Source organism: Kribbella sp. NBC_01245 (assembly GCF_036226525.1).
Taxonomy (GTDB): domain Bacteria; phylum Actinomycetota; class Actinomycetes; order Propionibacteriales; family Kribbellaceae; genus Kribbella.
This window is the reverse complement of the sequence record NZ_CP108487.1, coordinates 8264378-8277190: the sequence shown is the minus strand read 5'-3', so window position 1 is coordinate 8277190 and position 12813 is coordinate 8264378. Positions and strand designations below refer to the sequence as shown.

General features: G+C 66.9%; 13 protein-coding genes and 1 riboswitch. Of the genes, 4 read left to right on the top strand and 9 right to left on the bottom strand.

The genetic code is table 11. The features are described from left to right. Positions 1-13 precede the first annotated feature (13 nt). Positions 14-934 (bottom strand): aldo/keto reductase, encoded by a 921-nt coding sequence (locus tag OG394_RS38085; protein WP_328992181.1) that lies wholly within the window; start codon positions 932-934, stop codon positions 14-16. 1342 nt (positions 935-2276) lie between these two features. Then, the gene (locus OG394_RS38080; RefSeq protein WP_328992180.1) at positions 2277-3251 is read right to left on the bottom strand and encodes a helix-turn-helix transcriptional regulator; all 975 of its coding nucleotides are present in this window, start codon (positions 3249-3251) and stop codon (positions 2277-2279) included. Between the two features lie 61 nt (positions 3252-3312). Here OG394_RS38080 and OG394_RS38075 point away from each other — a divergent pair, with 61 nt between their 5' ends. Next, positions 3313-4281 (top strand): hypothetical protein, encoded by a 969-nt coding sequence (locus tag OG394_RS38075; protein ID WP_328992179.1) that lies wholly within the window; start codon positions 3313-3315, stop codon positions 4279-4281. A 54-nt stretch (positions 4282-4335) separates the two neighbouring features. Here OG394_RS38075 and ribH read toward each other — a convergent pair whose 3' ends face one another. Genes ribH through ribD form a run of 5 tightly spaced genes read right to left on the bottom strand, consistent with a single transcriptional unit; the run spans position 4336 to position 8375 of the window. Beyond that, the gene (ribH, locus tag OG394_RS38070) at positions 4336-4806 is read right to left on the bottom strand and encodes a 6,7-dimethyl-8-ribityllumazine synthase (RefSeq protein WP_328992178.1); all 471 of its coding nucleotides are present in this window, start codon (positions 4804-4806) and stop codon (positions 4336-4338) included. Beyond that, a complete protein-coding gene (locus OG394_RS38065) occupies positions 4806-6047 on the bottom strand; it encodes a bifunctional 3,4-dihydroxy-2-butanone-4-phosphate synthase/GTP cyclohydrolase II (protein ID WP_328992177.1) in 1242 nt (413 codons plus the stop codon). The genes ribH and OG394_RS38065 overlap by 1 nt, the downstream gene beginning before the upstream one ends. Before the next feature lies 1 nt (position 6048). Continuing rightward, positions 6049-6732 (bottom strand): nicotinamide riboside transporter PnuC, encoded by a 684-nt coding sequence (gene pnuC / locus OG394_RS38060; RefSeq protein WP_328992175.1) that lies wholly within the window; start codon positions 6730-6732, stop codon positions 6049-6051. Beyond that, a complete protein-coding gene (locus OG394_RS38055) occupies positions 6729-7334 on the bottom strand; it encodes a riboflavin synthase (RefSeq protein ID WP_328992174.1) in 606 nt (201 codons plus the stop codon). Before OG394_RS38055 ends, pnuC begins: the two co-directional genes overlap by 4 nt. After that, positions 7335-8375, bottom strand: a complete 1041-nt coding sequence (gene ribD, locus OG394_RS38050; RefSeq protein WP_328992172.1) for a bifunctional diaminohydroxyphosphoribosylaminopyrimidine deaminase/5-amino-6-(5-phosphoribosylamino)uracil reductase RibD — start codon at positions 8373-8375, stop codon at positions 7335-7337. 119 nt (positions 8376-8494) lie between these two features. Beyond that, positions 8495-8626, bottom strand: a riboswitch (FMN riboswitch). A gap of 419 nt (positions 8627-9045) precedes the next feature. Here ribD and OG394_RS38045 point away from each other — a divergent pair. From OG394_RS38045 to OG394_RS38035, 3 genes are read left to right on the top strand one after another with little or no spacing between them, the layout of a single operon-like run. After that, on the top strand, positions 9046-9888 hold the full coding sequence (locus OG394_RS38045; protein ID WP_328992171.1) for an ABC transporter substrate-binding protein: 843 nt from the start codon (positions 9046-9048) through the stop codon (positions 9886-9888). Between the two features lie 47 nt (positions 9889-9935). Next, on the top strand, positions 9936-10622 hold the full coding sequence (locus OG394_RS38040) for an amino acid ABC transporter permease (protein WP_328992170.1): 687 nt from the start codon (positions 9936-9938) through the stop codon (positions 10620-10622). Further along, positions 10615-11355 (top strand): amino acid ABC transporter ATP-binding protein, encoded by a 741-nt coding sequence (locus tag OG394_RS38035; RefSeq protein WP_328992168.1) that lies wholly within the window; start codon positions 10615-10617, stop codon positions 11353-11355. The genes OG394_RS38040 and OG394_RS38035 overlap by 8 nt, the downstream gene beginning before the upstream one ends. Here OG394_RS38035 and OG394_RS38030 read toward each other — a convergent pair. After that, positions 11352-12131: an HAD-IIA family hydrolase gene (locus OG394_RS38030; RefSeq protein ID WP_328992166.1), complete on the bottom strand. Its 780-nt coding sequence runs from the start codon at positions 12129-12131 to the stop codon at positions 11352-11354. The two genes, OG394_RS38035 and OG394_RS38030, sit on opposite strands and share 4 nt — an antisense overlap. 13 nt (positions 12132-12144) lie before the next feature. Then, on the bottom strand, positions 12145-12810 hold the full coding sequence (gene rpe, locus OG394_RS38025; protein WP_328992164.1) for a ribulose-phosphate 3-epimerase: 666 nt from the start codon (positions 12808-12810) through the stop codon (positions 12145-12147). Positions 12811-12813 lie beyond the last annotated feature (3 nt).

The window sequence follows — 12813 nt, the reverse complement described above, 5'->3', positions numbered from 1 at the left end:
CCGTCGTCTTGCCCTAGTGGGCCGCGTTCAGGCGGGAGCGCTGGTCGTTGGTGAGCTTGGTGTCTCCGGCGGCCAGTGCTTCGTTGAGCTGGGCGAGGTTGCTCGCGCCGATGATCGGTTTGATCTTCGGCATTAGCCAGGCGAGTACTACCTGACCCGGCGTCACGCCTAGCTCGTCCGCGACCGTCTTGAGAACCCGCAGGCGGGCCGTCGTACCAGGGTGGTCATAGACCTCGGGGAACGGCCGGTCCGGTCGGTTGTAGCTGCCTCCGATCAGCGGACTGTACGCCCAGAGCTCCAGGTCCGGGTGGTTGTCCAGGTAGTCGATCGTCTCGTCCGTGACCCACCCGAAGCGGTGATCCTTACCCGGCACCGGCGCATCCGGACGCGGCCGCACGTACGAGGTCGACAATTGCAGAGCGCTGTACGACGGCCAGTGGTTCGCTAGGGAGATCGCGCGCGCCTCCTCGACCCGCCAGACCGGGTGATTCGAAACGCCGATCGCGGCGACCAACCCGTCGTCAACGAGTTCCGCGAAGGCGCCAAGGGCCTCCTCCTGCGACACCGACCGATCCTCCAGATGTGCCCAATACAGGTCGATCCGCTCAATCCCCAGCCGCTCGAGACTACGGCGCGCCTCCCTGGCGATCGTTGCCGCCGACAACCCTTCCGTGCCGCCGCCGTCGACTGGTTCGGCACCGACTTTGGTGGCGATTCGGAGTGAGTTGCGGAGGTCCGGGTTGAGCTTCAGCCAGCGACCGATCAGCTCTTCGCTTTGGCCGCCGTGGCCGGTCGGGTTGGACCAGAAGGCGTAGCAATTCGCGGTGTCGATGACCGTACCGCCGGCCTCGACGTATCGGTCGAGCAGCTGGAATGACGTCTTCTCGTCTGTCTTGGTGCCGAAGTACATGGTGCCCAGCACTAGCGCGGTCATCGGCGTCCCTCCTGGTCATCCGTCGGCGTTCTCGGTAAGGCCCAGTCTGCGTGGTTTGGGCGTGGCGTTGTCGGTATTTGGGGTCTTTGGTATCTGGGGGTCTTTGCGTGGGGGTGTTGGTGGGCACCCGTCCCCCCCGAGTTCTTCCGAATTGTCAGGCCGGTCCGGGCCGCCTCAAGGGCTCCATCGGCTACCGCCGACGCTAACGCGCCCTTGACCCGGCCCGAACCGGCCAAAGGCAGCGGGCTATCAGGGGGACGGGTGGAGTCTGACCGTTTGCACACGCCTTCCGTTCCGGGATGGCGAGCACTGCGGCTTCCTGAGTCAACTGGACGTTTTTCGCGCCTGAAAACGTCCAGTTCGCTCAGGAAGATGAAGCTACGCGCCTTTGCGATGGTCATGCGCCCGCAAATCGTGCGTTATCCCCTCAACTCCTGGTCCGGTACCAAATAGCCGGCCCGGAACCCAGAACCTCAGACGTTAACCCCCAAGATCCCGGGCTACCCCTCCGATCACGAGGGCGAACCCCATCACCTCGAGGGTCAACCCCTCCAAATCGGGAAGCGCGGCCCCACATCGGTGAGCGCAGCTCCACATCGGCGAGCGCGGCTCCACATCGGCAAGTGCCCGGCCTATTCCGAGGGTCGACATCCGGAATGGGGGGTCGACCCGCCAAGTTTGGCGAGTCCACCCCCCATTCCGAGAGTCGACCCTCGGAATAGGACGCCAGCCGGAGGCACCGGCGGGAGCGGTAGGCGCTGGGAGTGGCTGGCCATCCGCGAGGTGGGTTACCACCCCGGAATCCGAGGGGGTGACCCACCCGCACGGTGGCTACCCCTCGCGATTCGTCGGCCTCACGGCGAACGGGCTCTTGACCACCGCCAGGCGAGAGCATTCCGCGACAACCCAGCCGAGAACGGCACCACCCGCCCGCCGAGCACCGCGAGGCCTGGCCACCGAGGTCGGCGCCACCCCGCGTCCGTGCACGGCAGCCCGGCCGCCGGCAACCGCACCACTCGGCCATCCGTGAACGGCATCAGCCCGCCATCGCGACCGGCACCACCCGGCCGTCCGTGAACGGCATCAGCCGGCCAATCGTGAACGACATTGGCCGGCCAATCGTGAACGGCATTGGCCGGCCATTCGTGAGCGGGAGGGCGCGAGGCAAACGGGCAGACCTCACCCGTCCCCCTGATAGCCCGCTGCCTTTGGTGGACCCGGGACGGGTCAAGGGCGCGTTAGCGTCACCGTCAGGTGATGAAACCCTTGACGCGGCCCGGGGCCACCAGACAATTCGCAAGAACTCAGGGGGACGGGTGCCCACCAAAAGACCCAATACCAACTACGAATAGAGCCGCACCAATTCGCCACTCATGGCCAGCAGCCGCTCTCGTAGTGCCATTGGCGAGACGACTTCGAGGCCGGCGCCGTAGCGGATCAGTTGTTCCGCCGCGTTCCCGATCGACTCAATAGGCAACTCGAACGTCAACCACCCCGACTCATCCGGCACCGCCTCAGAATCGGCGATTGCCTTGAGCAACAACGTGGCCGAGAGATCCGACAATCGCCGAGCCAGCGCCGGCGACACCCGTACCACCGCGGTGTCCGTAAACCGCCGGGCTTCGAAGTCGTCCAAGTGCGTCTGCCAATGCGTGGCGAGGTCGAATCCGGCTTCCCGCTCGAAGACCTCGTCGGTAGGCGTCAGCGACAGCACATTCGACACCCGGTAAGTCCTGAATCCCGAAGAACCCGCGCCCGAGACGACGTACCAAGTCCCGCTTTTGAGCACCAGGCCGTACGGCTCCAGGACGCGTTCGACCTCGCGCGGCGCCTCCCATCGCCGGTATACGACCCGTACGCGGCGGTCGTGCAGGACCGCGTCGGCGAGGTCGGCGAGGAAGGGCGAGTCCTCCGCCTGCCGGTACCACGCGGGCATGTCGAGGTAGAACCGGTCCTTCAACCGCCCAGCCCGATCGCGTTGATCCGGTGCCAGTGCCGCCAACAGCTTGAGCTCGGCCGCCGCCGCAGGCCGCGTCAACCCCAGCGCGGCAGCAGGCCCAGGCATGCCGACGAGGAACAGCGACGCGGCCTCCTGTTCGGTCAAACCAGTCAGCCGCGTGCGGTACCCGTCCACCAGGCGGTAGCCACCGGCACGCCCCTGCTCGGCGTACACCGGAACGCCAGCAGCGGCGAGGGCTTCGACGTCGCGGTAGACCGTGCGCAGGGAGACCTCGAGCTCGTCTGCCAACTCCCGCGCCGTCAACTGGTGGCGCGTTTGGAGCAGCAGGAGGATCGAGAGGAGCCGGCTGGACCGCATGGTTCGAGGTTAGCCGGAAAGACTGCCATTCGCTGTCAGGTATACCCGTCAAGCTCCCACCATGAGCACAGAGACCACTACGGACCAGCCGACCAAGATCACGAGCGACTTCGACTTCCTGAACGGCTACTTCGACGTCGTACACCGCCAGCTGAAGAAGCCCCTGACCGGGAGCGACGAATGGCACGAGTACGTCGGTACCTGCAACGCGCGGACGCATTTCGACGGCGCGGTGAGCCTGGACGAGATGACGTTCCCGGCGCAGGGGTCGTACGGCATGTCGCTGCGGCTGTTCGACCCGGTCGAGAAGGACTGGACCATCTACTGGGTGAACAGCCGAACCGGCCGGATCCAGCCGCCGGTCCGGGGGCGGTGGGATGGTGACAGCTGCTGGCTGGTCGGCGAGGACGAGCACGAGGGGCAGCCGATCCTGGCCAGCTACTCGTGGTCAGACATCACCGAGCGGACCGCCAGATGGCAGCAGGCGTACTCGGTCGACGGCGGCGAGACCTGGGAGACGAACTGGGTGATGGACTTCACCCGGCGCGAGGAAAAGCCCGAGCGGCTGGACATCCCGAAGGTCACCGACGACTTCGAGTTCCTGAACGGCGCTTGGCGCGGCGCGCACCAGCGGTTGCGCAACCCGTTGACCGGCAGCACGGAGTGGTACGACCTGGAGAGCATCAACACCGGCTACACGTACTTCGACGGCGCGGTCAGCGTCGATGAGGGCCAGTTGGTGAAGCTCGGGTTCACGGGGCTGACCTTCCGCACGTACGATCCGATCGCCAAAGAGTGGTCGATCTACTGGATCAGCAGCAAGCGCGGCAAACTCGACACCCCGGTGGTCGGCAAGTTCGATGCCGAGGGCAACGGCTTGTTCTACGGGCCGGACGAGCACGAGGGGGTGCCGATCGAGGTCAGGTTCCACTGGCGCAAGAACGGCCCGAACCCGACCTGGGAGCAGTCCTTCTCCACCGACGGCGGTCAGACCTGGGAGACCAACTGGCGCTCCACCTTCACCCGCTGACAGACCTCACAGCTGGTGGACCTTCACGCAAACAGAAGGTCCACCAGCGAAAGGTCAGAGCCCGCGAGTGGCGAGGGCGGTGATGAGAGCGGCCTGGGCGGCCTCGTACCCCTTGTCCTCGCGGCTGTCCGGTAACCCGGCCCGGTCCAGCGCCTGCGGGTCGTTGTCGCAGGTCAGCAAACCGAACCCGACCGGCACACCCGTGGTCACGGTGACGTGCATCAGCCCCTCGGTCGCCGCCTGGCAGACGTACTCGAAATGCGGGGTGTCGCCCCTGATCACCACACCGAGCGCGACCACCGCGTCGTACCCACTCCGCGCCGCATGCAGAGCGGCGACGGGCAGCTCGAACGAGCCCGGCACGCGGACGACCTTGTGATCGGTGACGCCCGCCTCGGCCAACGCCCGCTCGCTACCGGCCACGAGCGCGTCGGTCACCACCGGGTGCCACTGAGCCGCGACGACCGCGACGCGCAAGCCCTCGGCCCGCGGGGTTTTGATGGTCGGTGCGCCACTTCCGGACATCAGCCGGCTCCGTTCTCGTCGATGAAGGGGGCCGCGCCGGGCAGGTGATGGCCCATCCGGTCGCGCTTGGTGCTCAGGTATCGCAGATTGTGCTCGGTCGGGTCGATGTAGATGCCCCGGCGCTCGACCACGTCGATGCCATGACCTTGTACGCCGGCCAGCTTCGCCGGGTTGTTCGTCAGCAGCTTCACCGACGTGATGCCGAGATCGGTCAGGATCTGCGCACCCGTACCGTAATCGCGCGCGTCGGCGGGCAACCCGAGGTCGAGGTTCGCGTCGATCGTGTCGCGGCCCGCGTCCTGCAGTTCGTACGCCCGGAGCTTGTGCAGCAGGCCGATCCCCCGGCCCTCGTGCCCGCGCAGGTACACGATGACGCCGCCCTCGGCCGCGACCTGGCGCATCGCCTCGTCCAGCTGCGGCCCGCAATCGCAGCGCAGCGAGCCGAACGAATCACCGGTGAGGCACTCCGAGTGGATCCGGACCAGCACCGGCTCGTCCCCGATCTCACCGTTGACCAGGGCGAGGTGCTCCGACCCGTCGACCGTGTTTCGGTAGCCGTGGGCAACAAAATCGCCGTACCGGGTCGGCAGCAAAGTTGTCGCGATGCGCTCGACGTGGGTCTCGGTGCGACGCCGGTACTTGATCAGGTCCTCGATGGAAACGAGTACCAGGCCGTGCTCGTCGGCGAACTCGCGCAGTTCGGGACCGCGCTTCATCGTGCCGTCGTCGTTCACCAGTTCGGCGATGACCGCGGTGGTGCCGAGGCCGGCCAGCCGGGTCAGGTCGAGCGACGCCTCGGTGTGGCCGGGACGGACCAGTACGCCGCCCTCGCGTCCACGCAACGGGAAGATGTGCCCGGGCTGGACCAGGTCGTACGACTCCGAGGCCGAATCGGCGAGCACGCGGATCGTCCGGGACCGGTCTGCCGCCGAGATACCCGTGGTGACGCCGTCGCGCGCGTCCACAGAGATCGTGTACGCCGTCCGCAAGCGCTCGCGGTTGTGCGGCGTCATCAGCGGAATGCCCAGCCGGTCCAGCTCGGACGCGACCATCGGAACGCAGACCACGCCCGAGCTGTAGCGGATCAGGAAGGCCAGCAGTTCCGGCGTCGCCTTGGACGCGGCGAAGATCAGGTCGCCCTCGTTCTCGCGGTCCTCGTCGTCGACCACGATGACCGGACGGCCCGCGCGGATCTCGTCGATCGCGTGCTCGATCGTGTCGAGCTTCAGCACCTCACCCATGTCAGCCCACCGTCCCAGCAGTAATGGGCTGCCGGACGACAGCCTTGCGCTCGATCCGCCACCAGGCAGCGAATCCGACCACGCAGAAGAAGCCGTACACGATGTACATCGCGGCCGACGGGTAGAACTTGGCCTGGATCAGCAGCGGCACGCCAACGACGTCAACCGCGATCCAGATCAACCAGAACTCGACGTACCCGCGAGCCATGCCGTACGTCGCAAGGATGGACCCGGTCAGGATCCACGCATCCCACTGCGGACCCCACGAACCAAGGGCTTGCAGCACGAAGTAGCTCACGCCGTACATGACGATCGCGGCGCCGAGCAGCTCGAGCCGCTGGCGGTTGGTGGCCCAGCGCGGTTGTACGCCGTGGCCGTCGTTCCCGGCGGTGTGACGGGTCTGGTACCAGCGGTACCAGCCGTAGAGGCTGACGATCGCGAAGAAGACCTGGCGACCGGCTTGGCCCCACAGGTCCTTGTCCTGCGGGGTGTCGAACAGCCCGCCGACGAAGACCGTGAAGAGCAGAATGTTGCCGATGACACCGACCGGCCAGGCCGCGACCATGCGCCGCATTCCGAACAGCGCGCTACCCAATCCGAACACGTTGCCGACGATCTCGCGCACCAGCACAGGCGATCCGGCGATCATCACCTGCTCATGCAGGAGCCAATCGAAGAAGTTCATTCCTTGCCTCCAGCAAGCAGACGCTCGACGTACTTGGCGATCACATCGACCTCGAGATTCACGGTGTCGCCGACCAAGTTGCGGCCGAGCACGGTCAGCTCGAGCGTGGTCGGGATCAGGCTGATCCCGAAGGTGCCGGACTCGTCGTCGACATCGGTGACGGTCAGCGAGACCCCGTCGACGGTGATCGAGCCCTTCTCGGCGATGTACTTCAGGATCTCCGGCACGGCCGCGATCCGGACGTTCTCCCAGTGCGTGGACGGCTCCCGCGACACGATCGTGCCGACGCCGTCGACGTGACCCTGGACGATGTGGCCGCCAAGCCGAGAGTGGGCGGTGACGGCGCGCTCGAGGTTCACGCGGGCGCCCTTCTCGACCGAACCGAGGCTCGTCCGCAGCAGCGTCTCGCGCATCACGTCGGCGGTGAAGGTGTCACCGTCCACGGCGACCACGGTCAGGCAACAGCCGTTCACCGCGATCGAGTCGCCGTGGCCCGCGTCGGACGTCACGGTCGGGCCGTGGATCCGCAGCCGGGCGGCGTCGCCTTCCAGCAGGTCGAGGGCCTCGACCGTGCCCAGTTCTTCGACGATTCCGGTGAACATTCAGACCGTCCTTCGATCAGTTCGGGCAGGAGACAGGGTGAGTCGTACGTCGTCGCCGAGGCGAGTGACGTCCGAAAGAGTGAAGCGCCGGAGGTCGGCGATAGATTCCGCGCCGAGGTCGCCCACCGCGGAACGGCCCGAGCCGAGCAGCGCCGGCGCGACGTACGCGACGATCCGGTCGACCAGGCCCGCGCGCAGAAACGCCCCGGCCAGAGTCGGGCCGCCTTCGAGCCAGAGGTGCCGAATCTGCCGGTCGTCGAGCTGCCGGAGCACCTCGGCCGGGTCATGCGTGGGCAGCAGCAACGTCTCGGCCTGGTCGTTGCGCACCCGGGCCGTCTCGGGCACCTCGCGATCCCCGACCACGACCCGCAACGGCTGGCGTGCGACCGGAACGTCTTGGAGATCGCGCACGGTCAGCTCGGGATCATCGTCGAACACGGTCTGCGTCCCGACCGCGATCGCGTCACACGTCGCCCGCAGGCGATGGACGTCCGCGCGGGCCGCCGTACCGGTGATCCACTTGCTGGAGCCGTCCTTGGCGGCGCTGCGCCCGTCAAGCGTGGTGGCGAACTTCCAAGTGACGTACGGCCGCCCGGCCCGGACCGAGTGCAGCCAGATCTGGTTACCCGCCTCGGCCTCGTCACCGAGGACGCCCTGCTCGACCTTGACCCCATGGTCCAGCAGGTACGACGCTCCGCCCGCGGCCTGCGGATTCGGGTCCGGTACGGCGTACACGACGCGAGTGATGCCGGCCTCGACCAGCGCCACGGCACACGGCCCGGTCCGCCCGGTGTGGTTACACGGCTCGAGCGTCACGTACGCCGTACCACCGCGGGCGCGGTTCCCGGCCATCCGCAGGGCCTCGACCTCGGCGTGCGGTCCGCCCGGGACGGCGTGCCAGCCCTCGCCAACGGGATGACCGTCGCGACCGGTGATGACACAACCGACAACCGGGTTGGGATGGGTGCTGCCGATTCCGCGCGCGGCAAGCTCGATGGCGCGGCGCATCCACGCGACGTCGATCGGCGAGGTGGAACTCATGAACGGCGGTCCCTCGTTGTCACGGTCGAGCTCTCGGGGTCGTGACAACCGGCGCGCGCGTATCGCAGTGAATCCGGCGGCTACAGTCCTCCGGGCACACGCGAGACGCACCCGCCGATCGCGTGCGCCTCCCATCCGGACTTTCACCGTCGGTCCTGGAATTCCACCAGGTCAACCGGCCGACAAACTGCGTCGATCGGGTCGCGGACTATAACCGCCGGCTCGGAATTACACCGACCCCGGAGCACGCGAGTGGGTTCACTCGTGCCTCCAGTGTGCCATTAGTCCGCAACCCCGCCAGGATCCAGGTCACACCTCAAGACACTCACCGGCCCTTCGCACCCCGGCGTGTCGGTGTTCATCGGACCCTTGTGACGCGGCGTGTCGGGGTTCATCGGACCCTTGTGACCAAAGAGACAGCCCGCTCAGGCGACAAGGGTGCCGCCAGGTGTTCGGCGAGCAACCCGACGCGGCGGAATCATCTGTTCACGGAGTGAGCCGGATCGACCACACTTCGAGACCGTCCCGATTGATATAGCACAGACCGAGTGGACTTTCCGGCGCTGTCTCAGCGGGTGTCAGCGTGGAATGACTGCCCGTCGGGCGGCGTTAGCGTCGGTGCGTGGGTCACCCCCACGATCGTTGCCCGATGCACCTAAAGGAGATACCTGTGCGCGCCATCCGCGCTTTTGTTGCCCTAGGCACCGCCATCACCTTGGCCGTCAGCCTCGCCGCCTGCGGTTCGGACGACAAGTCCACCGCCGACGGCCCTGACCTCGGGCTGTTGCAGGCCGGCACGCTGCGGATCGGCACGCTGACCGATGCCCCGCCGAACGTGTACGTCAAGGACGGCAAGTTCACCGGCTTCGACAACGACCTGATCACCGCGGTCGCCGCCAAGCTGAACCTGAAGCCCGAGTTCGTCGGCACGGACTTCTCCGCCCTGCTCTCGCAGGTGAACGGCGGCCAGTTCGACCTCGGCAGCTCGTCCATCACCATCACCGAGGCGCGCAAGAAGACCGTTGCCTTCAGCAATGGCTACGACTTCGGCTACCTCGGGCTGAACACCACGAAGACCTCGGGCATCACGTCGTTCGACCAGTTGGCCGGCAAGCGCGTGGTCGTCGTCCAGGGCACGGTGCAGGACGACTACGCCACCCAGAAGGACCTCAACCCGGTCCGCGTGCCGAACTACAACGCCGCGGTCGGTCAGCTGAAGGCCGGCACCGCCGACGCGTGGATCTCCCCCGCCGAGATCGGCGAGAAGATGGCCAAGGAGCAGGGCGGCGGCGTGGTCATCCTGGCCGCGAAGGAGCTCAGCTCGGCGCCGACCGCGTACGCCGTTGCCAAGAGCAACGACAAGCTGCGCGAAGCGGTGAACAAGGCCCTCGACGAGGTCATCGCCGACGGCACCTGGACCAAGCTGGTCGAGCAGTACTACCCGGGTCGCGCGGTGCCGCCGTCGTTCAAGCCGGGTAGCGGCACGGTGAAGTTCGCGTTGCCCGCCGCCTGATGGATATTTGGTCCACTCTTTCGGACACGTTTCTCGACTGGGAGTCGATGAAGCTGGTCCTGCCGGAAATGCTGAAGGTGGGGCTGGTCAACACCCTCATCCTCGCCGCCGCCTCGGTCGTGCTGGGCACTGTGCTCGGCATGATCGTGGCGGTGATGGGATTGTCGCGGCGGCGCTGGCTGCGTTGGCCGGCGAAGGTCTACACGGACATCTTTCGCGGACTGCCGGCCATCCTGACGATCCTGCTGATCGGCCAGGGCCTGTCGCCGATCACCCGGCACTGGTGGGGCCCGAACCCTTACCCGCTGGGCATTCTCGCGCTCTCGCTCATCGCCGCCGCGTACATCGGTGAGATCTTCCGGTCAGGCATCCAGAGCATCGAAAAGGGCCAGCTCGAAGCCGCGCGTGCCCTCGGTTTCACCTACACGTCCGGGATGCGACTCGTCGTGATCCCTCAGGGCGTACGGCGGGTGCTGCCCGCCTTGGTGAACCAGTTCATCGCGTTGGTGAAGGAGTCGAGCCTGGTGTACTTCCTCGGGCTGCTGGCCAGTCAGCGGGAGCTGTTCCGGATCGGCCAGGACGCCGCGGCGACCAACGGCAACCTCTCGCCGTTGCTGCTGGCGGGCATCTTCTACCTGATCATCACGGTGCCGCTCACGCATCTGGTCAACTACTTCGACAAGCGGCTGCGCGAGGGCCGTCCCATTCTGGAAGAGGAGCTGGCCCGTGCCTGACACCTATGAGGCGGCGAGTCTCGAAGTCAAAGGGATCGAGCTTGCCTTTGGCAACAACAAGGTGCTGCGCGGCGTCGATCTCGCCGTTCCAGCCGGTACGACGGCCTGCGTGATCGGGCCGTCCGGCTCGGGCAAATCCACCCTGCTGCGTACGACGAACCGCTTGCTCGAGCCGGACGCGGGCGACGTACAGCTCGGTGGCGTGTCCGTCCTGCGCAGCAGTGCGGACGAGTTGCGCCGCCGGATCGGCATGGTCTTCCAGCACTTCAACCTCTTCCCGCACAAGAGTGTGCTGGAGAACCTGACCCTGCCGCTGCGCAAGATCAAGAAGCTCTCGGTCGATGAGGCGGCTTCGGCGGCAGAGCACCAGCTGGACTTGGTCGGCCTTCGGCACAAGGCGTCGGCCCGGCCGGGGAATCTCTCGGGCGGGCAGCAACAGCGAGTCGCGATCGCGCGGGCGCTGGCGATGAAGCCCGAGGTGATGCTGTTCGACGAGGCCACCTCGGCGCTCGACCCGGAGCTGGTCAAGGGTGTGCTCGCGCTGATGGCCGATCTCGCCAAGGCCGGGATGACGATGGTCGTGGTCACGCACGAGATGGGTTTCGCTCGTGAGGTGGCGGACCAGGTCGCGTTCATGGATCACGGCGTGGTGGTCGAGGCCGGTCCGCCCGATCGGCTCTTCACCGCGGCGGAGTCTCCACGGCTACAGCAGTTCCTCTCGCAAGTGCTCTAGATGAGGGGTACGACGTCCGCGATCGAGTCGACGATGCGCGTCGGGCGATAGGGGAAGCGGTCCACCTCGTGGCTGCCGGTCGAACCGGTGAGCACGAGGATGGTCCGCAATCCCGCCTCCAGACCGCTGATCACGTCGGTGTCCATCCGGTCGCCGATCATCACGGTGGTCTCGGAATGGGCCTCGATCTGGTTCAGCGCGCTGCGCATCATCAGCGGATTCGGCTTGCCCACGAAGTACGGCGCTACGCCGGTCGCGCGCGTGATGAGCGCCGCCACCGAACCGGTCGCGGGCAGCGGGCCCTCGGCCGACGGGCCGGTCGGGTCCGGGTTGGTCGCGATGAAGCGCGCGCCATCGGCGATCAGCCGGATCGCCCGCGTGATCGCCTCGAACGAGTACGTCCGGGTCTCCCCCAGCACGACGTAATCCGGATCGCGCTCGGTCAGCACATACCCGACCTCGTGCAGGGCCGTGGTCAGACCCGCCTCACCGATCACGTACGCCGTACCGCCGGCGCGCTGGTCGTTGAGGAACTGCGCGGTCGCGAGCGCCGACGTCCAGATCGCGTGCTCGGGCACATCGATGCCACCGGCAAGTAACCGCGCGTGCAGGTCCCGTGGCGTGAAGATCGAGTTGTTCGTGAGGACCAGGAACTTCCGGCCCGAGGCCTGGAGTTTGGCGATGAACTCACCGGCGCCGGGGATCGCCCGCTCCTCATGGACGAGTACGCCGTCCATATCGGTCAGCCAGCTCTCGATGGGCTTCACCTCGGTCATCGCATCTCCAGGTTTAGAGCGGGCTGGCTTCGGTGGCGAGGTGGCGGAGTTTGTCGATCATCTCGTTCGGGTCGTCGGCCTTGTAGACCGCGGAGCCGGCCACGAACACGTCCGCTCCGGCCTCGGCACAGCGCTCGATCGTCTCGGCGGACACCCCGCCGTCGATCTGGATCCAGATGTCCAGACCGTGCTTGGCGACCAGCTCGCGGGTCCGCCGGATCTTCGGCAGGCACACGTCGAGGAACTTCTGGCCACCGAATCCGGGTTCGACGGTCATGATCAGCACCATGTCGAGCTCGGCCAGGATGTCCTCGTACGGCTCGATCGGGGTTGCCGGCCGGAGCGCCATCGACGCCCGCGCGCCCTTGGCCCGGATCTCGCGGGCGGTCCGGATCGGCGCCCGGCAGGCCTCGACGTGGAAGGTGACGCTGCTCGCCCCGGCCTCGACGTACCCGGGCGCCCAGCGGTCCGGGTCCTCGATCATCAGGTGACAGTCCAGCGGCTGGTCGGTGGCCTTCGCGAGCGATTCGACCACCGGCATGCCGATGGTGAGGTTCGGGACGAAGTGGTTGTCCATCACGTCGACGTGCAGCCAGTCGGCATGCGAGACCGCCCGCGCCTCGTCGGCGAGGCGGGCGAAGTCAGCGGACAGAATGCTCGGCGCGATCTGAATACCCATGAG

What these genes read in the sequence shown, in the direction of transcription:
- pnuC (WP_328992175.1), bottom strand. Translation starts at nt 6,732, where the DNA reads ATGAACTTCTTCGATTGGCTCCTGCATGAGCAGGTGATGATCGCCGGA.
- OG394_RS38075 (WP_328992179.1), top strand. Translation starts at nt 3,313, where the DNA reads ATGAGCACAGAGACCACTACGGACCAGCCGACCAAGATCACGAGCGAC.
- OG394_RS38055 (WP_328992174.1), bottom strand. Translation starts at nt 7,334, where the DNA reads ATGTTCACCGGAATCGTCGAAGAACTGGGCACGGTCGAGGCCCTCGAC.
- rpe (WP_328992164.1), bottom strand. Translation starts at nt 12,810, where the DNA reads ATGGGTATTCAGATCGCGCCGAGCATTCTGTCCGCTGACTTCGCCCGC.
- ribD (WP_328992172.1), bottom strand. Translation starts at nt 8,375, where the DNA reads ATGAGTTCCACCTCGCCGATCGACGTCGCGTGGATGCGCCGCGCCATC.
- OG394_RS38085 (WP_328992181.1), bottom strand. Translation starts at nt 934, where the DNA reads ATGACCGCGCTAGTGCTGGGCACCATGTACTTCGGCACCAAGACAGAC.
- OG394_RS38080 (WP_328992180.1), bottom strand. Translation starts at nt 3,251, where the DNA reads ATGCGGTCCAGCCGGCTCCTCTCGATCCTCCTGCTGCTCCAAACGCGC.
- OG394_RS38030 (WP_328992166.1), bottom strand. Translation starts at nt 12,131, where the DNA reads ATGACCGAGGTGAAGCCCATCGAGAGCTGGCTGACCGATATGGACGGC.
- ribH (WP_328992178.1), bottom strand. Translation starts at nt 4,806, where the DNA reads ATGTCCGGAAGTGGCGCACCGACCATCAAAACCCCGCGGGCCGAGGGC.
- OG394_RS38065 (WP_328992177.1), bottom strand. Translation starts at nt 6,047, where the DNA reads ATGGGTGAGGTGCTGAAGCTCGACACGATCGAGCACGCGATCGACGAG.
- OG394_RS38040 (WP_328992170.1), top strand. Translation starts at nt 9,936, where the DNA reads ATGAAGCTGGTCCTGCCGGAAATGCTGAAGGTGGGGCTGGTCAACACC.